The 24,264-nt window shown below is 37.1% G+C and carries 20 protein-coding genes and 1 pseudogene; 7 read left to right on the top strand and 14 right to left on the bottom strand.

Translation table 11 applies throughout. The annotated features are described in order from the left end of the window. Positions 1-102: 102 nt before the first annotated feature. The 7 genes from ACK1JC_RS10120 to ACK1JC_RS10090 all read right to left on the bottom strand — a co-directional run bounded on the left by ACK1JC_RS10120 (position 103) and on the right by ACK1JC_RS10090 (position 6,505). Positions 103-1,992 carry a sigma 54-interacting transcriptional regulator gene (locus tag ACK1JC_RS10120; RefSeq protein ID WP_409511742.1) on the bottom strand — a complete coding sequence of 630 codons (1,890 nt, stop codon included), beginning with the start codon at positions 1,990-1,992 and terminating at the stop codon, positions 103-105. Positions 1,993-2,004: 12 nt separating this feature from the next. Beyond that, positions 2,005-2,769: an SDR family NAD(P)-dependent oxidoreductase gene (locus tag ACK1JC_RS10115; RefSeq protein WP_409511741.1), complete on the bottom strand. Its 765-nt coding sequence runs from the start codon at positions 2,767-2,769 to the stop codon at positions 2,005-2,007. 53 nt (positions 2,770-2,822) lie between these two features. Then, the gene (locus tag ACK1JC_RS10110) at positions 2,823-3,983 is read right to left on the bottom strand and encodes an acyl-CoA dehydrogenase family protein (protein WP_409511740.1); all 1,161 of its coding nucleotides are present in this window, start codon (positions 3,981-3,983) and stop codon (positions 2,823-2,825) included. Beyond that, positions 3,980-4,702 (bottom strand): histidine phosphatase family protein, encoded by a 723-nt coding sequence (locus tag ACK1JC_RS10105; protein WP_409511739.1) that lies wholly within the window; start codon positions 4,700-4,702, stop codon positions 3,980-3,982. The genes ACK1JC_RS10110 and ACK1JC_RS10105 overlap by 4 nt, the downstream gene beginning before the upstream one ends. Continuing rightward, entirely contained in the window at positions 4,699-5,034 is a 336-nt protein-coding gene (locus ACK1JC_RS10100) for a hypothetical protein (protein WP_409511738.1), read from the bottom strand. The genes ACK1JC_RS10105 and ACK1JC_RS10100 overlap by 4 nt, the downstream gene beginning before the upstream one ends. Then, a complete protein-coding gene (locus ACK1JC_RS10095; RefSeq protein ID WP_409511737.1) occupies positions 5,031-6,035 on the bottom strand; it encodes a phosphotransferase family protein in 1,005 nt (334 codons plus the stop codon). The genes ACK1JC_RS10100 and ACK1JC_RS10095 overlap by 4 nt, the downstream gene beginning before the upstream one ends. 359 nt (positions 6,036-6,394) lie before the next feature. Further along, a complete protein-coding gene (locus ACK1JC_RS10090) occupies positions 6,395-6,505 on the bottom strand; it encodes a hypothetical protein (protein ID WP_409511736.1) in 111 nt (36 codons plus the stop codon). Between the two features lie 328 nt (positions 6,506-6,833). Here ACK1JC_RS10090 and ACK1JC_RS10085 point away from each other — a divergent pair, with 328 nt between their 5' ends. After that, entirely contained in the window at positions 6,834-8,228 is a 1,395-nt protein-coding gene (locus tag ACK1JC_RS10085; RefSeq protein ID WP_409511735.1) for a PLP-dependent aminotransferase family protein, read from the top strand. A gap of 175 nt (positions 8,229-8,403) precedes the next feature. Further along, positions 8,404-8,844, top strand: coding sequence for a DUF2147 domain-containing protein (locus ACK1JC_RS10080; protein WP_409511734.1), 441 nt, complete (start codon positions 8,404-8,406; stop codon positions 8,842-8,844). A gap of 81 nt (positions 8,845-8,925) precedes the next feature. Here the strand turns inward: ACK1JC_RS10080 and ACK1JC_RS10075 are convergent, their stop codons facing one another. From ACK1JC_RS10075 to pheA, 3 genes are all read right to left on the bottom strand, one after another. Then, a complete protein-coding gene (locus ACK1JC_RS10075) occupies positions 8,926-9,303 on the bottom strand; it encodes a hypothetical protein (protein WP_409511733.1) in 378 nt (125 codons plus the stop codon). A gap of 138 nt (positions 9,304-9,441) precedes the next feature. Continuing rightward, positions 9,442-11,688, bottom strand: a complete 2,247-nt coding sequence (locus tag ACK1JC_RS10070; protein ID WP_409511732.1) for a bifunctional prephenate dehydrogenase/3-phosphoshikimate 1-carboxyvinyltransferase — start codon at positions 11,686-11,688, stop codon at positions 9,442-9,444. Between the two features lie 28 nt (positions 11,689-11,716). Next, a complete protein-coding gene (gene pheA, locus ACK1JC_RS10065; protein WP_409511731.1) occupies positions 11,717-12,823 on the bottom strand; it encodes a prephenate dehydratase in 1,107 nt (368 codons plus the stop codon). Positions 12,824-13,156: 333 nt separating this feature from the next. Between pheA and ACK1JC_RS10060 the strand changes: the two genes are divergently transcribed. Further along, positions 13,157-13,675: a DJ-1/PfpI/YhbO family deglycase/protease gene (locus ACK1JC_RS10060; RefSeq protein ID WP_409511730.1), complete on the top strand. Its 519-nt coding sequence runs from the start codon at positions 13,157-13,159 to the stop codon at positions 13,673-13,675. Positions 13,676-13,820: 145 nt separating this feature from the next. On the opposite strand, the gene ACK1JC_RS10055 is transcribed toward ACK1JC_RS10060, so the two are convergent. Next, positions 13,821-14,963 (bottom strand): acyl-CoA dehydrogenase family protein, encoded by a 1,143-nt coding sequence (locus ACK1JC_RS10055; RefSeq protein ID WP_409511729.1) that lies wholly within the window; start codon positions 14,961-14,963, stop codon positions 13,821-13,823. A gap of 602 nt (positions 14,964-15,565) precedes the next feature. On the opposite strand from ACK1JC_RS10055, the pseudogene ACK1JC_RS10050 reads away from it, so the two are divergent. After that, positions 15,566-16,849: pseudogene (locus ACK1JC_RS10050) on the top strand (dicarboxylate/amino acid:cation symporter); the annotation flags it as partial. Between the two features lie 180 nt (positions 16,850-17,029). Here the strand turns inward: ACK1JC_RS10050 and ACK1JC_RS10045 are convergent. Continuing rightward, the gene (locus ACK1JC_RS10045; RefSeq protein ID WP_409511728.1) at positions 17,030-18,376 is read right to left on the bottom strand and encodes a dicarboxylate/amino acid:cation symporter; all 1,347 of its coding nucleotides are present in this window, start codon (positions 18,374-18,376) and stop codon (positions 17,030-17,032) included. Positions 18,377-18,813: 437 nt separating this feature from the next. Here ACK1JC_RS10045 and ACK1JC_RS10040 point away from each other — a divergent pair, with 437 nt between their 5' ends. Beyond that, a complete protein-coding gene (locus ACK1JC_RS10040; protein ID WP_409511727.1) occupies positions 18,814-19,809 on the top strand; it encodes a glycosyl transferase family protein in 996 nt (331 codons plus the stop codon). 69 nt (positions 19,810-19,878) lie between these two features. Here ACK1JC_RS10040 and ACK1JC_RS10035 read toward each other — a convergent pair whose 3' ends face one another. Together ACK1JC_RS10035 and ACK1JC_RS10030 are read right to left on the bottom strand one after the other, a co-directional pair. After that, entirely contained in the window at positions 19,879-20,145 is a 267-nt protein-coding gene (locus tag ACK1JC_RS10035) for a YeaC family protein (RefSeq protein WP_409511726.1), read from the bottom strand. Positions 20,146-20,147: 2 nt separating this feature from the next. Next, positions 20,148-21,053: an NAD(+) kinase gene (locus ACK1JC_RS10030; protein ID WP_409511725.1), complete on the bottom strand. Its 906-nt coding sequence runs from the start codon at positions 21,051-21,053 to the stop codon at positions 20,148-20,150. A 193-nt stretch (positions 21,054-21,246) separates the two neighbouring features. Here ACK1JC_RS10030 and mrcB point away from each other — a divergent pair, with 193 nt between their 5' ends. Both mrcB and ACK1JC_RS10020 read left to right on the top strand, forming a co-directional pair. Continuing rightward, positions 21,247-23,646: a penicillin-binding protein 1B gene (gene mrcB / locus ACK1JC_RS10025; RefSeq protein ID WP_409511724.1), complete on the top strand. Its 2,400-nt coding sequence runs from the start codon at positions 21,247-21,249 to the stop codon at positions 23,644-23,646. Positions 23,647-23,663: 17 nt separating this feature from the next. Continuing rightward, complete coding sequence (locus ACK1JC_RS10020; protein ID WP_409511723.1) at positions 23,664-24,245, top strand: tetratricopeptide repeat protein; 582 nt, start codon at positions 23,664-23,666, stop codon at positions 24,243-24,245. The last annotated feature ends 19 nt before the right edge of the window (positions 24,246-24,264 follow it).

Here is a 24,264-nt window from a genome sequence, read left to right as displayed (position 1 = left end):
TATTATTTTTCAATAATTTATTGTTTTTTATTTAATCTAAAACAGTTCAATATTGAAATTTTTTCAAATATGAAATACTAAAATTGAATAAATAGTAAAAAACTAAACCTTCAATAACTTCATTTTCCGCCATAGCGTGGTACGGCTAATATTCAAATTTTGAGCCGCAATATCTAAATTTCCATCTGCTGTTGCGATGGCTTGTTCAATCAATTGTAATTCTTGATTGACTTTGACTGCTTTTAAGGGGCTCAATTGTGCATCGAAATGAGTATCGAAATCACGTTGTTGAAACAGTTCAGGAATATGTAAGCTCATAAATGTTTGATTAAGCATAGAATGATCAAGCTGCCACATCACTGCAAGTCGTTCAATGATATTTTCAAGTTCACGAATATTGCCTGGCCAATGATATTTTTGTAAGGCTTTGAATAAAAATGCAGGCATATTTTCTACATTTAAAGCATGTTTTTTTAAAAAATGTTCAACCAAAAGTAAAATATCAACACGGCGCTGTTTCAACGATGGAATATACACACGCAAAATATTCAAACGGTAATATAAATCTGCTCGAAACTCTCCAGATTTAACCTTTTCATCAAGATCACAGTGAGTTGCCGCAAGTACACGAATATTCACTGTATGGCTGACTGTTGCACCTAAGCGATTAATTTGACGCTCCTGTAACACACGTAAAAATCGTGTTTGTAAATGCAACGGCATATCACCAATTTCATCGAGGAATAAAGTGCCATTGTGTGCAGCTTCAATCAACCCAACCTTGCCATTTTTTTTTGCCCCTGTAAAAGCCCCTTCCACATAACCAAATAATTCACTTTCAAGAATACTTTCAGGAAATGAAGCACAATTAATTGCCACAAAAGGCGCATGGGCACGTGAGCTTTGTTGATGAATACTTTGAGCCAATAACTCTTTACCTGTTCCACTTTCACCAGTAATCAAAATAGTGGCTTCAGTTTGAGCATATTGTTTGGCAAGTAAAATACTTTGTTGGAGTTGAGGATCTCGCGTGATTAAATCAGTGAAACGATAACGTGTATTAAACTTTCCGACTGAAACTTTCCGAAATTCACCACTCGACTGTTCAAGTGTGTCGAGATCTTGCACACTTAAAATAAAGCCATCGATATGCTCTGCTTTGAGCACCGATAAATGTGCTGCAAGCTTCTTCGCACCCACATATAATATTTGATGAGTATTTTCGATATTTAAATCAAAATTTTTAAACAGCCTATCAACTGGCTGATTTAAAAGACTGTGCTCAGTTTGCCCCAATAGAGCAAGCATAGATTGATTGGCAAAATGAATTCTACCTGTCTTTAAAATCAGACAAATACCGTCGGTCAAATGGTTGAAAATTTCAGTTAAACGCTGATTTTGCTGTTTTTCTTCTCGGATTTTTTCGAGTCGCTGTAGTGCACTATAAATATGATCTTGTAAAGAATTTTGACTAATAGCAAGCTGTGCCGCTAGACCTAAATTAAGTGCCATTTCGACTGCAACAGGTGAACCAATCACTGCATCAAACTGCTGTTTACGCACCTGCTCGACCGTTTTTTTCGCAGCTAAAAATGAATCGTAGCTGAATTGTTCTATTTGCAATGCAAAAACGTCAGAATATTGCGTCAAGTTAACACTAGAAGCATTGCCCAATAAGGCAATTTTACGGTATTGCTTTAAATTGGAGATGGCTTGAATGACATCAAAAGCCCCTGTTCGAATAGGATGTAATTCTATAGGCAATTTTTTTTGTAAATAGTGCGCCGTTGCACCCGTACACAGTAAAATTTGACTACCATTTTCAACGAGTTGCTGTGCCACTTCAAGTACATCGGAAATATGGCATTCAACAAAACCAACTTGTTCCGAATGCATCTGTGCTAAAGTTTGCTCAGCAAGCTGACGAAACCCATTCATACTTGGCGTTTTAATATAACTCACCAAAATATTAATCGGTTTCTGATTCAGCATGATTTTTCTTCCTTATACGAGTGCACCACAACTGTGCCCACAATCCACTTTAATTTCTACACCGGTCATTCCACGACCTGCCTCTGATGCTAACAACAATAGCGCTCCATTTAAATCGGAAAATTCAACAAAACGGCGCATAGGAATACGTTTTAAAATTGCTTGCCCTACATCGCTGAGTAAATAATCTTCATTAATTTCAGTCACCATATAACCCGGTGCAATCGCATTGACACGTACATTGTAGCGAGCCAATTCTGCTGCCATCACTTCGGTTAAATGTCGTAAACCTGCTTTTGATGCACAATAAGGTGAAACACCTAGATTAATCGATTGAGATAAAATAGAGGTTATATTGACAATAGAACCTTTAACTTTATGTTTTCCCATGTGTTTAACAACTTCTTGCGAACACATCCAAGGTGCTTTAAGATTTGTTCCAAGTACCAAATCCCAATCATCATCGGTGTTCTCTAGAAAGCGTTTACTGTTGCCCACGCCTGCATTATTGATGAGTACATCGACCTGAACCTGCTTTGATTCCAAATCACTCAACATCGCTTGCACTGCTTGACGATCATTAATATCAAACTGATATGAATAAATTTTGACTGCATATTGCAGTGCAATTTTTTGTTGTAATTGCTCTAGTCGTTCTGCCCGTCTTGCGCAAATAATAATATTTGCACCATGTGAAGCAAAAAACTCTGCAATATGTTGCCCTAAACCGCTCGATGCACCAGTCACAATAATATTTTTATCTTTAATATTAAACATTTTAAGATTCTCCATAATCTATGATTTCAATTTAGCGGTAATACACTTTTGTTTTAGGTTTTACCGTTCAATAGTTTTTGTGAAATACTCATGCGATGTACCTCATTGGCACCATCATAAATACGGAATCCTCGTGCATCTTTGAAGATTTTACAAACTAGATTTTCATCGGTAATTGCCTGCCCACCGAGCATTTGCAAACTACGATCAATCACCTTCCAAATATTTTCTGAGCTAATGACTTTGACAAGACTAGACTCATAATTTCCTTTTTCATTTAGATCAAGTACTTGTGCACAGTAATGCACGGCTAAACGGGTACTGAGCAAATCCATTTCATTATCAGCGAGCATAAAGCCTACGCCTTGATGATCACCCAAGCGCTTACCAAAGGTTTCACGTTCACGTGCATATTGAGTCGCAAGATCATGCGCACGGCGAGCTTGTCCGAGCCAACGCATACAATGTGTTAAGCGAGCAGGTGCAAGACGAACTTGTGCATATTTAAAGCCTTTGCCAATTTCACCAAGTACATTTTCTTTTGGAATACGCAAATTCTCAAAACGTAAAATGCCATGACCGCCACTAAAACATGAATCCATGGCATTCATATTTTTTTCTAAAATGAAGCCTTCTGCATCAGTTTCAGTTAAGAACATCGATGCCGTGCCGTCTTCCATTTTTGCCATAATAATGGCAACTTTAGCACCATCGGCACCCGTAATAAGCCACTTACGCCCATTAATGACATAATCATCTCCATCCAATGTTGCTGTGGTAAGCAGCATTGTTGGATCTGAACCTGCACCAGGTGCAGGTTCAGTCATTGCAAAGCAAGAACGAATTTTCCCCTCAACCATCGGCTTTAACCAACGTTTTTTCTGCGCTTCACTCGCTACAATATCCATCAAGTGGATATTGCCTTCATCAGGAGCATGAACATTCATTGCTGTTGGTCCTAATGGGGAATAACCCGCTTCTTCAAAAGCTACTGCTTTTTGAATATGCGTCCATCCCTGCCCCCCCATTTCCACACTTGCATGCGGGGTTAATAGATGATGTTCACGTGCCTTTTCAATTAATTCAGCACGTAATTCATCACTTGGTCCATGACTGTCTTGACGAGGATCATTTTCATAGGGAATCACCACATCACGAATAAACGTACGGACACGTTTTTGTAATTCGAGTAATTCAGGACTCAGTGTTTTCATATCATTTCTCGTTTAAATCCATTTGTTTTCATATATATTTGATACACATCATCAAGTGCATTGTGTGTTTCATTAATCTTTAGAACATTATGAGCTGTAAAGTTTTGCAGCAAAATTCGGGTTTCTATGATCTGATCATTTTCAATAAAATAATCCAATATATTAAGACAAGCATAATTCTGTTCTTGTACCTGAATATCCTTTTGATTTAAGCCATGTGCATGATTGAGAAAAATACGATTCACCGCATCATGTGAGGACACTAAAATATGTTGATGCTGTAAATCTGCTTGTTGTAGCAGTATTTTTTCTAACCAATGGGTTGTGCGCGCTTCAAATTCATGCCAACGTTCACCTTGCATAAAAGTATCTAAAGCATAACGCCTATGTTGATAGGCTTTTTTAATGACAATATGTGCCTGAGTCGAATCAAGCTCTTTTAAACGTCCAGACTTAATTTCACGAATATCATCACAAGACTGAATTATTGAGTTACGCTGCGTACTTGCTAAAATTTGAGCTGTTTGAATAGAACGTGGCATGGTCGATGAAAAAATTTGATCCATCTGCACTGCTTTTAATTGTTCAGCCAACTGACTGATTTGCGCTATACCCGTTGCAGACAATCGTGCATATTTAGGATTCACAGGTTGATGTTGCTTATCAAAATATTGCACATGACCATGACGTACCAAATAAACACGAACCCTTTTTATCATGTTGATTTTCCTGTTTTAATCAGGCTCATTTCAAGTTCATTGAGTTGTTGTAAAATAGCTAACGCATCAGACTGAAAAGCTGTACGCATATCCTGTGAAAGCTGCTCCATACTTTGTTCCACATCCTGCACAGGAAACTGAAAATGTTGCTGAAACAAATCAAGTTGTTTGGTCTGTGCACGTTCAGACGATTCAATAAAATTTTTCAGAATTTCAAAACTACGCTGTAACATCAATAGGTTATAACGAGATTCTGGATGTTTAGGCATCAACTCATGTTTCAGTGTGGCTTGACTCGCTTGGATCAATTCTAGAATTCTTTGTTGAGTCATTCTTTTTCTCCAATGATATCCAAAATGTTTTTCTCAAGCTGTGGTACTAAAAACTCAGTGAGTGCTAATTCTAAAGAAGCTTGGGTATTATTTTGATTACGGTTGGACTGTTGCATTGCAATAATTGCCCAACGCACATGCGATAAAATATGCCAAAATTTCAATTCAAATTCAGGGATATATATCTCAGTGCGCTCAGCATAGGCTTGCATGAAATTCTTATATGCACCAATTCCGCCTGCAATTTGATTGTCTTGACCAAAACGCCAACATTTTGCAGTAAACCAACCAATATCTTCACGGCGATCCCCCCAATGGCTAAATTCCCAATCTAAAATACCCGACACATGATCTTGATTAATCATGATATTTCCTATGCGATAATCGCCATGAATCAAGACTAAATCATCAATTACAGGCTTTTCATTCAACATCCAACTCAATGCAAACTCAAGTACAGGACGATGTCTTTGTAATTTATCGAGTTGTGCATATAAGTCAGCAATTAAGTCGCTTAGATACGTCTCTTTTTGTGGTTTTGGTAAAATTTTTTCAATCTCGGCATCAGTTTCAATCTGATGCAAATCTGCTAAACACTGCCCAATATCTTTTAAGATTTTTTGTTGTAATGTCTCATCTTTCAAACGAACCAATTTATGACCTTCTGCACTCCCTGAAATTTTTTCCATTATAAAAAAATCACTATTTAAAAAATTATCTTTTTTTTCAAATAATAAGGGCTGTGGCACACAAATATTTAACGCATGTAAACGTTCGAGTAAACGATATTCCTGCTCACGGTCAGAACTAACTTCTACGCTTGTTTCAGAATTTTTTCTCAGTACAATTTCAAAATTTTCATGATTTTTCTGACCTAAAATTGCCCAGTTTTCTTGAATTGCACCACCACTGAGTTTTTTGATACTCATGTCTGTATTTCGATCAAAATCTAGTCGCTGTACAAGCAGATTTTTTAAATCCTGAAATTGCACGTCATCCATAATACATCTCCTTTTCAGTAATAGGTTAGCAAGGAGTATGCCAATTTTATTTTTATTAAATATCAATTAGTTAAAATTATTATTAGTTTACAATAATGAAATAATGTTTCAAAAATGAAAAAACGTCCCTCATTGTTTTATAGATAGAAGCTGTCATAACAATTTGAAATTTTTATTTTAATGAAATAGATCTGAGAATAGAGTAGTACGATTGAATGATATTAATCGTTGACATATAAGGACTTTGGCTTATTCACTCGCACATATTTTCATTGCAAAAATTGTATTGAATAAGCCTCAATATAAGATCAATAACTTCAAAAAGTTTGATCTTAGACTTTTATCACGTTGTATCTGATTTAGAGCACGTATTTCCAAATAATAAAACCAAGGAAAAAGCCTAAAAATGAATACGAAGTAATAATGAAAAAAACAAACCATGCTTTGTTTTTGGTGTTAAAAAAATTCATACATTCATCTCACTTGAGCAGATGTCATTATTTTGAAGATTTCTGATTCGAAATAAAATATACAGTTTTGATCAAAAATACTATAACAGATGATAACAGCACGTTTAATGCTCATCTATATATGCATATGTTAATACTATATTTTATATCATTTTTTATAAAATTCACTATTCAATATACATTTCGCTATTTTTCAAAAAAATACACAGCTCATGTTAAAATTAAACTGGAATATTTATTTTGAGTTCCACTGTATCGCATAAATATAGTCGATGATTGACAGAATCTATAACGCATTGCATTTCCATACCATAGAGCATTCCTTTTTATGTATAAATCAGAACAACTTGCACTCAGTTTGAAACATCTCATTGAAAGTGGTTTTTGGAAAGCGCATGAAAAACTCCCTTCTTTACGTCAGCAAGCCAATACTTCAGGTTTTAGCTTAATGACAGTGATGAATGCTTATCAAGATTTAGAAGCACAGGGTCTGATCTATTCACGGACAAAGCTCGGTTACTTTGTTGCCGAAGTACCCATCACAAATGCTTATAAAACCAATGTTATACTAAATGAACAGATTGAGATTAATTCTTTAATTTTTCGCTATTTAAAATCGATTCAAAATGAAAATATTACTCCTTTTGGGAGTGCATTCCCAAATAGCCAATTGTTGTTTTCAGCAAAATTGATGCAAACATTGGCACAACAATCTAAATATCGTCAAAACTATGAACAAATGCCAAGCCTTCCTCCTGGGAATATTGAACTAAGAAAATTAATTGCACAACGTTATAGTATGCAAGGCATTCAAACCGATCCTTCTGATATTGTCATTACCTCTGGAGGATTGGATGCTTTAAATCTCTCACTCAAAGCTCTAACCCAAGCAGGAGATTATATTTTATTGCAGGAAACTATTTTCTATGGCGCATGGCAAGCTGCGGAACACTTGGGTCTAAAAGTCATTAGCATTCCAGAGCATCTTGAATATGGGTTTGATGTAGAAGCCTTTAAAGATGCCATTACACGCTATCCAATTAAAGTCTGCCTACTCATGTTAAACAGCCACAACCCTGTTGGCTTTACCGTCAGCGATGAAATTAAGCTGCAATTAGCACAGCTTTTACATGAGCATCAAATTTACTTAATTGAAGATGATGTTTATGAAGAACTTTATCATGGGCATAAAAAACCCTTATCTATGAAATATTTTGATCAACAAAATTGGGTACTACACTGTTCATCTTTTTCAAAAACGCTTGGTGCTGGTTTTCGTATTGGTTGGGTCTATGCAGGAAAATTTTCTGAACATATCCAACATTTGCAATTGATGAGTACCATTTCAGTCAATTCACTGATTCAAAATGCTTTGGCAGAATATTTATCTCATCGACATTATGAAAAGCATTTAAAAATGCTTCGTAGTACGATGAAACGTTTAAAACTACAATATTATCAATACTTATCTACGCATTTACCTGACTCATTTAAAATAAAACTCTATCCTTCAGGCTATTTTCTTTGGATTAGTTTACCTAAATATCTAAATAGTCATCTGATTTATCAGCAGTTATTGGAGCAAAATATTGGTGTTGCACCTGGTACATTATTTTATCAAATGGAAAAAGAATACCATCACATTCGTATCAATTGCTCATTTGAAATAGATGAAAATATTGAAATAGCGCTTAATCAGCTCATTCAACACCTAAAAGAATAAATGCCAATCAATACACTCAAACAACAATAATATGAGGAATAAATAACCTAGATTGGTGATTATGCTTTATTTTTCACTTAATTTTGGCGCAATATGTAAATATTAATTTTCATTATTTATTATATAATCAAGTCTTTAGCTAGTTTTGCTAATTATATTTTTATATAGGGATATTATGAAAAAAGTTTTTGGGGCAATCTTTATTACACTGATCAGTACAAGCGTATTTTCTCAAGATATTACAGGAACATGGCGCTATATTGATGACAAAACAGGTGAACCAAAAGGTTTAGTTAAAATGGAAAAACAAGCCAATGGCACGTACGCAGGAACCGCACTCAAAGCAACTCCTCGACCTGGTTATACACCAAAAGAATTTTGTACCAACTGCCCTGCACCTTACACCAATAAGCCAATTATTGGCATGCAAGTCATTTCAGGTTTAAAAACTGAAGATCAAATAAATTATACCAATGGCAAAATTATTGATCCTGTCTCAGGCAAACTCTATAGCCTAAAAGGTAAAGTCAGTCCAAATGGTAAGAAACTATTTTTACGTGGCTATATTGGTGTTTCAGCTGTGGGGCGTAGCCAAACTTGGTTGAGAGTAGAATAGCTTTTAAATTGCTACACAATAAAAATGCTGAATCAGCCTACACTATTCAGCATTTTTATATACACTCAACTCACTTAAATCTTAACTTTTCCACTCAAAACCACTAAACGCATCATCTTTTTTCAAAGTATTTTCAACAGCATTAGCAAGCTGCTTAATCATACTTTGCGTAGCAATTTTCTTAAACCAGACTTGTTCTTCATCTGCATGAGCAGAAATTTGACAGGTCAACAAACCTTTATCATTTAATTGACAATATACACCTAAGCCAATTGGATGATTTTCTACACTTACCGCAATATTTTCTTCTGAATGCGCAGTTTCAGTCTTAAAACCATATTCTTTAAGCGATTGAGACAATAGATCAGTTACATATTCCTGAGTGACATGACATGCATTGCCCTGAGCTTCACTTTTGATATGATTTTCACAGTTTGCAGTAAATTGTAATGTTCTCATCGCTTCATCCAAAAGACTTTATAGTTGTATGGTTTTAGAATAAGCAATAAAAACAAAACAGCCAAGCGTTTGCTTGGCTGTTGTCGAACAAATATACAAAAACTAGACCAAAGATTAGCGATTAAATTGGTTTGAAACTTATTCAGTCACCTGAATCTGCAAACCCGCTTGATTGGTCAATTGCGTAAATGTTGGAAAGCTCGTTGCAACTGTTTCTGTACCAACAATTTTGATTTCACCCGAATTACGCAAACCCGCCATTGAGAAGCTCATGGCAATACGATGATCGTGGTGTGATTCAATTTCCCCACCTGTGAAGATTGCACCCCACTCACCTGATTTGCCTTTTCCTTCAATAATAATACCATCGTCAGTTGGTGTACAATCGATCCCCATGGTTTTTAACCCATCTGCCATCACTTGGATACGGTCGGACTCTTTTACACGAAGTTCAGCAGCACCCGTCAAAATCGTTTGCCCTTCTGCACATGCAGCCGCAATAAATAGTGATGGAAATTCATCAATTGCCAATGGTACTTGATCTTCTGGCATATGAATGCCTTTGAGTGTACGTGTTCCGCGAATACGAATGTCTGCAATTGGCTCACCGCCTGCAATACGCTCATTTTCAACGGTTAAATCTGCACCCATTTGTTTTAGGATTTCAATTACACCAGTACGTGTCGGGTTAATACCCACTGCTTCAAGCGTTACATCCGAACCTTTGGTAATGGCAGCGCCGACCATAAAGAACGCAGCAGAAGAAATATCAGAGGGTACTTGAATGTCAGTCCCCACTAATTTTCCACCTCCTTGTAGCGAAATACGATTGCCTTCAGTTTTTACATCATAACCAAAAGCACGAAGCATACGTTCTGAATGATCACGAGTAGGTTCAGGTTCAGTCACTGAAGTTTCGCCCTCAGCCCATAAACCTGCCAATAGAATCCCTGATTTCACTTGTGCAGATGCCATTGGCAAATCATAGTGAATGCCTTTTAGAGCTTGTGCACCTGTAATCGAAATCGGTGGCGTACCACGCTCACCTGTCGTTTGAATTTGTGCACCCATTTCACGTAAAGGCTTCGCTATACGCTCCATTGGGCGTTGAGAAAGTGATGCATCACCTGTCATCACAGAGTCAAAAGCTTGAGCCGACAACATGCCTGAAAGCAAGCGCATTGATGTACCCGAGTTCCCCATATATAGTGCAGTTTTCGGTGCTTTTAGACCATTCATACCAACACCATGAATGGTTACTTCACCATTCTTAGGACCTTCAATACTCACGCCCATATCACGGAATGCTTGTAAAGTTGCAAGTGCATCTTCACCTTCAAGGAAACCTGTCACATGCGTTGTGCCTTCTGCAATCGCACCAAACATGATGGAGCGATGTGACACTGATTTGTCACCCGGCACGGTAAATTTACCTTTAAATGTCTTATCACCTGGCAAAATGGTAAATTGTTGTGTCACCTTATTTTTCTCCATCAAAGGTTTTTGAGCGAGCATATGATTGAAATGTTGACGTGCTGCTTGAGCATGTCCGAGCAATCCCATCAATGCCTGTGAATTTTCATTTTCAATGAGTTGGCGTAATGTTTTAAGTTGAGCTTCAAATCCATCTACAGCATTGAGTATTGCTTTTTTATTAGCAAAAAAGATGTCATGCCACATTTGTGGATCACTCGCTGCAATCCGTGAGAAATCACGAAAACCACCTGCTGCATAACGAAAAATATCGAAATTATCTTCACGATTTGCAAGTTGTTCAACCAAGTTGAATGCCATTAAATGTGGTAAATGACTCGTATGCGCAAGCACTTCATCATGCTTTTCCACATCCATACAAATAACTTCGGCTTTCGCTGCTTGCCAGAGCTGAATCAATTTATTCACTGCCCAATCTGCACTACTTGGTAATGGCGTGAGAATCACTTTATGATTGGCAAATAAATCGACTTTACCTGCATGCACACCTGTATGTTCTGCACCAGCAATTGGGTGTCCCGGAACAAACCCAACAGGTAGTACATCACCAAACACAGCTTTAGCTGCATCAACCACATTACCTTTGGTACTTCCAACATCAGTAATAATGCAGTTTTCTGACAAATAAGGCTGAATACTTGCAAGTGCTTTTTGCGTTGCACGAACAGGCAAGGCTAAAACCACTAAATCAGCATCTTTCACTGCATCGGCAGGATCGGTAAAACCTTCAGAAATCAATCCTAAAGCTTTGGCATCTTCCAAGGTTTTTTTCGAACGTGTTGAAGCAACAATAGTATTTGCTAAATTTTCCGCAAGAATTACCCGAGCAAGACTTGAACCTATTAGCCCAAGCCCAATAAACGCAACTTTTTTAAACATAGGTTGTGACATGATGCTATTTCAGACCTTCAACCTAAACTTAAAGTACAGCAATTGGGTATGAACCCAATACACGCACTTCTTTCACTAATGGGCGAATTTCTTCAATCGCAGCTTTTACATTGTCCTGTTCTACATGACCTTCAAGATCAATAAAGAACACGTAAGCCCATTTTTCAGGTAACGCAGGACGAGTTTCAATACTGGTCAAGCTAATGTTATGTTTAGCAAATGGTGCAAGAATCTCAAGTAACGCTCCTGCACGGTCATGTGCAGAAATGAGTAATGATGATTTATCATTACCACTTTGCGGCACTTTTTCACGGCCAATCACAAGGAAACGTGTCGTATTTTCAGGATTGTCTTCAATATTGCCATGCAAAATTTCAAGATCATAAATACTTGCAGCCACATCTGATGCAATCGCTGCTGAATGCCACTCATTACGAATACGACGAGCAGCTTCTGCATTTGAACTGAGTGCAACTCGCTCTACACCTGGATAATGTGCATCCAACCAACCACGACACTGTGCCAAAGTTTGTTGATGAGCATAAATCTGTTTAATACTATCTTTACGCGTATTTGAAGACACTAAAAATTGGTGATGAATACGCAATTCAACTTCACCAATGACATTCAAATGTGATGCTTTAAAACAATCTAAAGTATGATTCACAACGCCTTCAGACGAGTTTTCTACAGGCACTAAACCGTAGTGCGCGCTACCCGCTTCCACTTCACGGAACACTTCATCAATGGTTGGCAATGGACGAACCACTGCATCTTGACCGAAATGTTTCAATACGGCTGAATGCGTATATGTTCCAACAGGGCCCAAAAATGCAATGCTTTGCGGTGCTTCAAGTGCCAAACATGCCGACATAATTTCACGAAACAAACGAGCCATAGTTGTATCGGACAACGGGCCTTCATTACGCTCCATCACATTTCGTAGAACTTGAGCTTCACGTTCAGGGCGATAAAACAACGGATTCTCTTCTGCTGCAAATTTCGCTTTTGCGACAGCTTCAGCCAATTTGGCACGGCGGTTGATCAGTTGTTGAATCTGTTGGTCGACAGAATCAATATCGTCACGGATTTGAGAAAGATCGAGAGAGGTTGCTTGTTGATCAACGTTGATCATTGTTATATCGCCCTATGAAAATCGAGATTACCCGAGGTTTTAAGTTTAAATAGTATAACAATAGTTCAGTACGATTTGTTGTGCAATACGCCTTTTATCCAACAGCTTATTGCAATAAAACAATAATTCATCACCCCAAAACAGATGAACAAAATCATTTTTTACTTTTTAGCAGTTCTCTCTATAAAAATTCGTAAAATCAGAAAAATTTGCACAAAAATACATAGACTTGGTTAAAATTACGTTACATAACGATTCAACAACAAATGCATATAATAATTTTTGCTCAAAATTTCGTATGCTTATTAAAATAAAAGTAGTGCGAGAAAAAAAATGAATAAACGTATTGCTGTTCTCGTCACCCAAGACTTTGAAGATATTGAATATCATGCTCCTGTAGAAGCCTTTCGTGCAGCAAGTCATAGTGTACGCAACATTGAAAAGCAGGCTGGCAATATCATTTATAGTCAGCAACGAAAATCCTCTGTGAGTATTGATTTAGGTATTGATGACATTTCAGTCCAAGACTTTGATGCACTGATGATTCCTGGTGGGCACTCACCCTATCACCTGAAAAAAGATCAGCGCTTTATCGATTTTTTGCGCAGTTTTGCAAACGCACAAAAACCTATTTTATTGTGTTGTCATAGTCCGCATTTACTCATCGATGCACAGATTGCTATTGGTAGACGCTTAACCTCTATTCATGAAACGATTAAAGAACTTAAAGATGCTGGGGCTGTCATTTTTGATCATGAAGTAGTCAATGACAATAATCTATATATATCCTCACGTTCGACCTTTGAGCTACCTATTTTTATTGATGAATGTTTAAGTGTTTTAAGGAATTAATCATTTACTACATTGTTTTTTAATTTTTTTATTAAGAATCAAGTTTCTGCTTTTTTTGATGGATCAGCCTGTATATATGTAAAAAGATCAAGCTACCTTTGGATAGCTTGATCTTTATTTTTGGAGTCTAGATCAAGTATCGAAATTATCGACCAATCATGCCACGTGCCACAATTTCTTTCATAATTTCATTTGTTCCACCATAAATGCGTTGGATACGTGCATCAACAAAGAAGCGTGAAATTGGGTATTCAACCATATAGCCATAACCACCGAAAAGTTGCAGTAAACTATCTGCCACTTTCATCTGCATATCTGAACTAAAGCTTTTCAATGCTGCTGCTGTTTCAACATCCAATTTATTTTCTTTATATAAAGCCAAGTTTTGGTTATAAAATGCCGCCGTTGCAAGCTCATCAATTTTCGCTTGAGCAAGAACAAAACGTGTATTTTGGAAGTTACCAATCGCCTGACCAAAAGCTTGACGTTCTTTCACATATTTACTTGTCACATCAATCGCACCACGAATTGCGCCCAATGCAGTTGCTGCAATTGCTGTACGTTCACGTGGAAGCTCTTGCATCAAATAAGCAAAACCTTGCCCTGCATTTCCTAATAATTGGTTGGCAGGCACTTTGACATTATCAAAGAATAATTCAGATGTATCTTGAGAATGCAGACCGATTTTGTCTAAGTTTGTACCCTTCTTAAAACCATCTAAATGCGTATCTACAAGTAGTAATGACACACCTTTTGCACGTGCTTGTGGATCTGTTTTACACGCTAAAACCACTAAATCTGCATGCTGACCATTGGAAATAAAAGTTTTAGAACCATTTAAAACATAATGATCACCATTTAAAATAGCAGATGAACGCATACCTTGTAAGTCAGAACCTGCACCCGGCTCAGTCATACCAATTGCACCAACCACTTCACCCGATACCATTTTTGGCAACCAATATTGCTTTTGTTCTTCATTAGCAATATTTAAAATATACGGTCCTGCAATTTCAGAGTGACACGAAATTGCTGTCGATAATGAGCCATAGCCTGCACGTGCCGATTCTTCGACCAACATAAGCGAATATTCTGTTGGAACACCATAACCACCGTATTCTTCTGGCACATCAACACAGAGGTAGCCATTTTCACCCAACAGTGTCCACACTGAACGAGGCATGATTCCTTCACGCTCCCATTGCTCATAATGAGGAGCAATGTGCTCATTCATAAAACGTTTAAAATTGTCCTTGAATAATTCCAAATCAGCATCATAAGCCAGCATTACATTTTCCTTGTATCACGAAATTTTTGATTGTTATCACAGCCATCCTAATCATTTTTGAAATGAAAAACATGAAACCTGTGGTCATTTTTAATCTCGATGTAGCCCAATACATAAAAATGTGCCGCATATCACCTTTTTATCAGTAAAACTTAAATTAAGACCTGAAATATATAACGGATATCGCAAATCAAAATAGGTTAAAAGCATTTTAAGACAGTTTATTCAATTTTTTTCTAAAAATGAATGTATCAAAATAAACAAGTCAAATCAAAAATAAATAAAATTCATATAAATAAAAATAATATACAAATCATATCAAATACAAATACCTAATATTTTTTAATAAATAATATCTAATTTAATACTTTAATTAATCTAATCAATGTGTTTGTTGTTTAAGTACATCTATTTAAAATCAATACGTTAAAACAACAAGCAATATTTATTTAATTGATTAAGTCTTAAGTGATATTTTTAAATAAATACCAAATGGAATCAATTTGGTGAAAGGAATCAATTTGGTGAAAGGAATCAATTTGGTGAAAGGAATCAATTTGGTGAAAGGAATCAACATGGAAATATAAACAGATACTCAAAGTGAACATTCAAAAAAGCCACAAAAATTCTACCAAGTACTTTATGTGCAAGTAATTGCAGCCATTGTAATTGGTATTTTACTCGGTCACTTCTATCCCCATGTCGGGAGAAGCCTCAAACCACTTGGTGACGCATTTATTAAACTTATTAAAATGATTATTACGTCTGTAATTTTCCTAACTATTGTGACAGGAATTTCAGGTATGACCCATATGGCAAGTGTGGGACGTGTAGCAGGTAAAGCCATGCTGTACTTTCTGACCTTCTCGACGCTTGCATTGATTGTTGGTATGACTGTTGCAAACTTGGTTCAACCTGGTAAAGGCTTGAACATTGACCCTTCAACATTAAAAACCGATAAAATTACCGAATATTCTGAGAAAGCACACGATGCATCAATCTTAGACTTCCTGATGAATATTCTACCAACCACCCTTGCAAGCCCACTGACAAGTGGAGACATTTTACAAGTGCTGTTTGTTGCCGTTCTGTTTGGCTTATCACTCGCTTCAATTGGTGAAAAAGGCAAGCCCATTGTCGATTTCCTTAATCATTTAACTGCACCAATTTTCCACCTTGTTGGCATGCTAATGAAGTTTGCACCTATTGGTGCTTTTGGTGCGATGGCATTCACAATAGGTAAATATGGAATTGATAGTATTGGTAATTTATTCATGCTCATTTTGACATTCTACTTTACTGCACTACTCTTTGTTCTCGTCATTTTAGGTGCAGTTGCTCGTTATGATGGCTTCTCTATTATTGATTTGATTCGTTATATTAAAGATGAATTATGGCTTGTATTGGGTACGTCTTCATCTGAAGCTGCACTTCCATCACTCATGCGTAAAATGGAAAAAGCGGGTTGTGAAAAATCAGTCGTCGGCTTGGTCGTTCCTACAGGTTATTCATTTAACTTAGATGGAACAAACATTTATATGACCATGGCTGCACTATTTATTGCACAGGCTTGTAATATTGATTTAAATCTACAGGATCAGATTTTATTGCTTCTTGTCGCCATGATTAGCTCTAAAGGTGCTGCAGGTGTAACAGGTGCAGGTTTCATCACACTTGCCGCAACATTATCCGTTGTTCCTGCTGTACCTGTTGCAGGTATGGCATTAATTTTAGGTATTGATCGTTTCATGTCGGAATGTCGAGCACTGACTAACTTTGTCGGTAATGCTTGTGCAACAATTGTGGTGGCGCGTTGGGACAATGCTTTAAATAAAGAACAGCTTGATCGTACATTGAAAAAAAATCAATCTATTCCACAAGATTAAAACCTTACATCTACATTGTTTTAAAATCCACTTCTAAAGAAAACAGGACTTGAAGCGTCCTGTTTTATTATCTGATAAAATAAAATCTAGACTCATTTTCTATTCAAATTTCAGCATAAAAAAAGGAAGCAGCAGCTTCCTTAATTTTTTCATCTATAAAATCGCTTTGAATTTTAAATTTTAAGCATGGGCTTGGTTATTTTCTTCAAGCATTTTACGATCCACTTCTTCAGGATTATTCAATGCGTGTTGAAGTTTTTCAGTGTCTAACTGTCCAACCCATTTCGCAACAACGATAGTTGCTAAAGAGTTACCAACCAAATTAGTCAAAGCGCGTGCTTCTGACATGAAACGGTCAATACCTAAAATCAACGCCAAACCTGCAACAGGAATATGTCCCACAGCTGATAAAGTTGCCGCCATAACAATAAAGCCTGAACCTGTTACACCTGCCGCACCTTTAGATGAAATTAATAACACCAAAAGTAAAGTCACTTGATGTGATAAATCAAGTTGAGTATTGGTCGCTTGGGCAATAAAGATCGCCGCCATTGTTAAGTAAATTGATGTACCATCTAAGTTAAATGAATACCCTGTTGGAATAACTAAACCTACAACAGACTTTTCACAACCCGCAATTTCAAGTTTTTTCAACATGCGTGGCAACACTGACTCTGATGAAGACGTACCCAATACAATAAGTAACTCTTCACGAATCATGCGAATCATTTTTAAAATACTAAAACCACAAATACGACTAATAGTACCTAATACTAAGAAAATAAAGAGCAAACACGTGATATAGAAGCAAATAATTAGCTGAGCTAATTGAGCCAAACTGCCAATACCATATTTGCCAATGGTATAAGCCATTGCACCAAAAGCGCCAATCGGAGCAAGCTTCATGATCATATTTACAATGTTAAAGAACACATGTGAAACTTGATCAATAAACTTCAGTACAGGTTTACCTGCTTCACCGAGTTTATGCAAAGCAAAACCAAATAAAATAGCAAAAAGTAATACTTGCAGAATTTCACCTTCTGCAAATGCACCAACCACTGTGTTTGGAATGATATTCATAAAGAAATCAAGCGTTGACTGTGATGCACCACTTTCTACAAATTTAGAAATACCTGAAGTATCCAATTTACTTGGATCAACATTCATACCTACACCTGGTTTGGCAATGTTAATCACTAACAAACCAATGAGCAGTGCAATTGTTGATACAATCTCGAAGTAAAGCAAAGCGATACCGCCTGTTTTACCTACAGATTTCATGCTTTCCATACCCGCAATACCGCTCACGACAGTACAGAAGATTACAGGAGCAATAATCATTTTAATCAGATTAATGAATGCCTTACCCAATGGATAAAGTTGCTCACCTAAACCTGGGATATTTTTTTCTACACCATTAATTATCTGCGTACTACTTGGATAAAAATGTCCAACCAACACACCAGCAATAATGGCAACAATCACTTGAAAATATAGTGACTTATACAAAGGTTGTTTAGCCATAAGAGTTTCATCATTATATATTTATTGCTGCTCAGCACAGAAATAAATATTCAAAAATTTCACATATCTATAAGATACGTAGCCCTAAAAACCTTTGTAAAACACAAAGGCAAACATTTTTTAAAACAAAAATACACTCGAAAAATCAAAGTATTCCGAAACATCACAACTACATATAGAGACTAATGTCATCGACTTTATTTCAGTTTTTCTACAAAGAAAAAACTAAAAAGTGGGAATAGGAGATGAATAATAGAAATTAATGTGATTAGTTTAATGAATTTTTTCTAACCACACCCCATGAAATTGTTAAAATCGCTTAAAAATAAAACATTTCCCTATTAGACATTAGTCGAACATTAATCAATCCAATTTATTCTGCATACTTTTATGTCATAGTGTTAGTACAGTTATTTTTTCAAAATTTAGATTTCCCTATGCCTACAAAACGTAATCTTTACAAAGACTTTGAACACCCTTTTGCCCAATACGTTCGCATTGTTGGAAAAGGTAAAAATGGTGCAAGATCACTAAGTTATGATGAAGCATATCAGGCTTTTCGTATGATTTTAAAAGATGAAGTTCTTGATGTCCAGCTAGGCGCATTTCTTATGTTGCTTCGGGTCAAAGAAGAGTCTGTAGATGAGTTACACGGTTTTGTACAGGCAACTAAAGACCAATTGAATTTCCAAACACTTAATGTCGATCTTGATTGGTCATCATATGCTGGCAAGCGTAAACATTATCCATGGTTTTTACTTGCCGCACTAACCTTGGCAAAACATGGTTATAAAGTAGTAATGCACGGCGCTTCAGGGCATACAATTAATCGATTATATACCGAACAAGTTTTAGAATATTTAGGTTTTCCTATTTGCCAAAATGAAAAAGAAGTTATGGAACAACTTAAGCAACGTAATTTTGCTTATTTGCCTTTAGAAGCTATTTCACCAACTTTAAGTGATCTGATTAATCTTCGCAATGTTATGGGTTTACGCTCCCCTATCCATACGCTTGCTCGCCTCATTAATCCCTTTAACGCCAAAGCCACCATGCAAGCCATTTTCCACCCTGCTTACAGAAGTTCACATCAACAAGCTGCTTTCCAATTGGGTTATCAAAATAGTGCTGTGATTAAAGGTGAAGGGGGGGAGTTTGAGCGCAATCCTGATGCAAAGACGTTAATTTGTGGGATTCAAAATGGTGAAAAATATGAGCATGAATTACCAAAACTTACCGAAAACCGTTCACCTTCGGAAGAAGAACTCGATTTAGCAGTATTCAAAGCAGTTTGGGAAGGTAAGCAAAACCATGAATATGGTGAAATTGCTGTGCCTGAAACGATGGGAATAGCACTGCATACGATGGGTGCTGTAACTTCATTTGATGAAGCAATGGCAAGGGGCAAAGAACTCTGGAAGAATCGATTTTAATCTTATTGCTTGATCTTACAAAAGAATCATAGCATTTGAATGATACTATGATTCTTTTTACTTAATACATTATACAAAACGAATTGGTTTAAACTCAGGCTCTGGAACATGAGAATCACACTCTTCATCTTCTTCCTTATGCCCTTTATCGATATAACCTGTGCGTTCTTTGGCATCCACATTTTGATGTTCCCAAGCAATTACCGCTTGCATACAAATCTGACGTTGTTCCGCAGTTAAAACCACGCCATTTGGCCATTTACCAATTTCAACGGCGGTTTTTAAACGCTCAACAATATCAGCATCCAAAATAGAAAGCATTTGTTCAATATTCATGTTCAATCCTGCTGTTGAAAAGAGTCAAAATCTTGGTTCCAACCGAGTTTAGTACGACATGCCATATAAAAGTCATAACCCGGTGGATGTAATAATATAAGTTTGAAGGGATGTTTACGAATATGCAAACTATCTCCAACATTTAAAGAAATACTATGTTGCCCGTCTGCACTGACCATGGGTAAGACACGATTTTCACGAATTTGGATTTTAATTTCACTGTGTCCACCCACCACAATTGGGCGTGAAGATAGAGTGTGTGGATGCATTGGTACTAATGCAATTGCATCCATACTTGGGTGTAAAATAGGTCCACCACCTGACAATGCATACGCTGTCGAACCTGTCGGCGTTGATACAATCAAGCCATCACTGTGTTGTCTATAAACATACTGACCATCAATATTGAGTTCAAAATCAATCATATGTACAGATCGACCTGAATGCAATACAACATCATTTAGTGCGATGGCATCATAAATCGTTTGATTATTGCTACGAACTTCCATTTCCAATAAAAACCGACGATCTAGCTGAAAATCTCCCTTTAACACCTGATCGAGTTTAAACAAAACTTCAGCAGGTTTAATATCTGTCAGAAATCCAAGCCGACCACGGTTCACGCCCAATACAGGCGTATTGTATTTGACCAACGCACGCGCTGCATGAAGTAACGAACCGTCTCCACCGACCACAATGACCAAATCTACCACTTCTCCGAGTAAACTTTTACTCACGGCTTGCGTATTTGGATAAGGCACCAATGCAGCAGTTTCAGTATCAAAAACAGGATGTAACCCTAGACTGAGCAGATGATCATGAATCAATGACAAGGTATCGACGACAGAAGTTTTATCAGGTCGCCCGATTAAACCAATATTGCGAAATGACTTTGCTGATATTTGCACGTATGCTCAGACTCCACTGTGATTATGACTATAGTAGCACTAACAGGATTATTTTTAAAAAGACACAAGAAAAATATCATACCTATTCTTGTTATTTACAACTCCAATTTAAATGATTTCACAGTTTTATTATTGCAAAATGACAAAAAGCTTCGCATGATTAGCATATTAAATATGAGTTTTATCTGTCTTTATGAAGTCTGAACGTGGTATTGGCATTATTGCATTGATTTTTTGTGTGCTTATCATTGGCGCATTTTTGGCTTTCAGTGTGTATTTGATTCGGCTCGACAATCTCATTCGTGATAAATTTGAAGGTAATCGTTGGGATATTCCTGCCAAAGTTTTTGCACGCCCCCTTGAAGTCTATGTCAATGCACCAGTAGCACAAGATGATTTTGAACAAGAACTCAAATTACTTGGCTATAAAGGCAGTGATAGCTATGCCAAACCAGGTAGCTATGTTGCACAAGCCAATTCATTTTATGTCCATACCCGAGGTTTTGACTTTGGTGACAGTGTAGACCCTGAACAAATTTTACAAGTCACTTTTGCCAATGATGTGATTGCCGATGTCAAAGCGACAAAGCCAACAAATACAGGGATTGCACGCCTTGAACCTATGTTGATTGGTGGCATCTACCCTCAACACAATGAAGATCGTGTCCTCATTAAGCTAGATAAAGTCCCTAAGCCTTTAATTGAAGCACTTATTGCAACTGAAGATCGTAATTTTTATCACCACCATGGCATTTCCTTTCGTGGGACTGCCCGTGCTTTAGTGAGTAACGTCACTGGTGGTAAGCGTCAAGGTGGTTCTACACTTACGCAACAGCTTATTAAAAATTTCTATCTCACTCCTGAAAAAACATTAAAACGTAAAGTTAACGAAGCCTTTATGTCTTTATTACTTGAATTGCATTACAGTAAAGATGAAATTTTAGAAGCGTATTTAAACGAAGTAAATTTAGGTCAAAGCGGTAATTATTCAGTCAATGGTTATGGTTTGGCTTCACAGTTTTATTTTGGTTTACCGCTCAGTGAACTGAATATTTCCCAACAAGCATTCCTTGTTGGTTTAGTCCAAGGTCCTACCTTATACAATCCATGGAAAAACCCTGAACTTGCTAAAAAACGTCGCAATGTCGTCCTCAATAATATGCTAGTGATGGGATATTTGACGCCTGAACAGTTTGAAAAAGAAAGTAATCGTGCACTAAATATAGTTGATAAACCGAGTCTTGGAACTGCTCGCTTCCCAGATTTCCTTGATATTGTACGCCGTCAACTTAAAACCGAATATCAAGAAACCGATTTAACCAATCAAGGTTTACGTATTTTTACTACACTTGATCCTGTTGCACAGACACGTGTGCAAAATAGTTTCCGTGAAAGTGTGGCACGTCTAGCAGGTGCTAATCCGAAACGCTTAAAAGATTTACAAGGTGCAGTACTCATTTCACGCCCTGAAAATGGTGAGCTAATTGCTGCTGTCGGTTCTACACAAGATTTTACTGGCTTTAACCGCACAATTGATGCCAAACGCCAAGTCGGCTCATTGCTTAAACCTGTGATTTATTTAAGTGCAATTGAATCGGGACGTTATAATTGGGCGACTCAAATTGAAGACTCACCCATTAGTATACCCGTTGAAAATAATAAATCTTGGACGCCTAAAAACTATAGTGGATCGGGTCATGGTTATGTTCCACTCGCTCAAGCATTAGCAAATTCATACAATTTGTCTGCAGTTCGCTTGGGACAGGAGTTTGGATTATCTACATTTAAAAATAATCTTGTTAAATTTGGTGTAACCTCAAAAATTCCAAACTATCCTTCTATTTTCTTGGGTGCTGTAGATATGTCACCTATGGAAATGATGAGTATTTATGGTAATTTTGCAACAGGTGGCTTTAAGTATCCAGTCAAAGCTATTCGTACTGTTGCAGACTCTAATGGTCGTTTACTTGATCGTTATGGTTTGAATGTACAACAAACCATTGAACCTTCTTCGGCGTATATTTTGAATTATGGCTTACAACAGGTCATGTCATCAGGTACAGGTAAATCTGCCTACAATACATTCTCATCTGAACTTAAATTGGCAGGAAAATCAGGTACAACCAATGATACTCGTGACTCTTGGTTTGCAGGCTACTCAGGCAACAATTTAGCTGTCGTTTGGCTTGGGCTTGATGATAACAAAGTTACAGGATTAACAGGTTCTACAGGGGCACTACCCGTCTGGATCAATGTTATGAAACAACTACGTCAAAAACCTGTCAACTTGCGTCAAACCGATGATGTGCAATGGCAATGGATTGATATCGCAAGTGGTGAATTATCCGCACAAGGTTGTGGTGATGCGATGTATATTCCAATGCTACGTCATACTGTACCGAACCGTGCAACTGCATGTGGCTCGTCACACTACAATGTTGAACCTGATTATGTTCCAGATCAACAGCCTTCAAGTTCACAAACTATAAGCAATGACAGCATTGAAAATTACATTCGCGAAAGTGAAAGTAACTCATCTGAGGATAGTAATTCCAGTGGTCATATAATTTCGAGTGGTAGCTACCAAAATTAATGGAGAATACGGTATTGATGCAATCTCAAATACTTCGTTGTGTGCTGTTGGGTGTAGGTATTATCGTTGGATTAACGGCATGTCAATCTACACCTGTACCTCAAAAAGTCACGCCCCATACTCCACCTACACCAACAAAGCCCTCAATCACAACATCCGATGGAGTAAAAATTACCACGTATGACTATCCTGAAATTATTCGGGAAAAAGCACCTAAAGTGCCTATTGTCACCTCACAACCGAAAGTATTACCTACTCCACAAAAGTTTGACGATGGTCGTGAAACGCCTGCCGTTAAACATTTGCTTCAAGCAACAAAGACAGCATTTCAGCAAGGAAAATGGGCAGAAGCTGAGAAATATGCTCTACACGTACAACGGCTCGCGCCACAATCTGACGAAAGCTACTATTGGCTTTCTGAAATTGCATTGAAGCAAAATAAAGCCAGCAATGCAGAATTTTTAGCACGCCGTGGGCTGAGTTATGCACAAACCCAATCTTCTAAAAAGCAACTTTGGCAGGTTATTCTTAAATCAGGGCAAGTTCAAAAAAATACAGCCCTGATTCAGGAAGCACAAACACGTTTAAAAGCACTATAGCTCTTCAATCAGCCATTCA

The organism is Acinetobacter sp. TY2 (genome assembly GCF_046269225.1).
In the GTDB taxonomy this organism is placed as follows: domain Bacteria; phylum Pseudomonadota; class Gammaproteobacteria; order Pseudomonadales; family Moraxellaceae; genus Acinetobacter.
Note: the sequence above shows the minus strand (reverse complement) of the source record. Positions and strands in the feature narration are given on the sequence as shown.